2 pseudogenes are annotated in these 879 nt (G+C 46.4%); one reads left to right on the top strand and one right to left on the bottom strand.

From position 1 onward, the window contains the following. Positions 1 to 300: pseudogene (locus tag R7Q47_RS25555) on the bottom strand (divalent metal cation transporter); the annotation flags it as partial. Between the two features lie 373 nt (positions 301 to 673). Here R7Q47_RS25555 and R7Q47_RS25560 point away from each other — a divergent pair. Next, positions 674 to 879: pseudogene (locus R7Q47_RS25560) on the top strand (pseudouridine synthase); the annotation flags it as partial.

The raw sequence follows: 879 nt of genomic DNA on the forward strand, positions 1-879 counted from the left end.
CACCACACTTAAGAACAGAAACAGCCAAAGGTAAGGGCGACCCAGTCTCGCGTAGCCTTCGACTAACGTAAGCCCTGTGCCCATCGTGTATTGCACGCCAGCTCGGAAAAATGGGTATTTAAACAGGTTTACGAGCAGGATGAGTGCGGCAAGTTGCCAGCCATAGATGGCACCCGCTTTGGTTGAGGCTACAAGGTGAGAGCCACCCACCGCCGCAGAAGCCATTAGGATGCCTGGGCCAAGTGAGCGGAAAAATAGCGATATTCTGGATTGGGGTTGATCTGGTACGGCGGATTCCATTTCTTATTGTCCTTTGATGTTGTGTATAGCGGCATAACCTTCCCCCGCGAGAACGGTTCGCGGGAATCCAAACGGCGTGAAACCTTATTTAATGTTATGGGGTGCTTTTCCGAACGGAATAAAGTTATTTGGGTAACCACTCTATAAATATCACTCCCGCAGTACTTGTCAAACTATATTTACAAATCAGTTTTTATTTTATTTTTCGAATTTATTGACTTGATTAACCCTGTTGGTTTTGGTGTTTTCATTGGTCACGAAATTAAAATGCGTTTTGACTGAGCCCTCGTTATAATCGCGGCGTTTTTATTTTCTAGAGATCCCACCCATGGCAATGCTTGAGTACAACCCACCGACTGATCCTTGGTTCGACATCGTTTTTGAGGACGACCATATCTTGGCTGTGAATAAGCCATCTGGTTTGTTGTCAGTTCCGGGACGTCTTGCAGAACACCATGACAGCATGTGGAGTCGTTTACAGGAGGAGTACCCAGATATCCAAGTCGTGCATCGCTTAGATATGTCGACGTCGGGATTGATGGTACTGGCTAAAAACAAGCGAGCAGAAAGTGCGTTGAA

It is taken from the genome of Vibrio sp. Vb0349, from assembly GCF_033338975.1.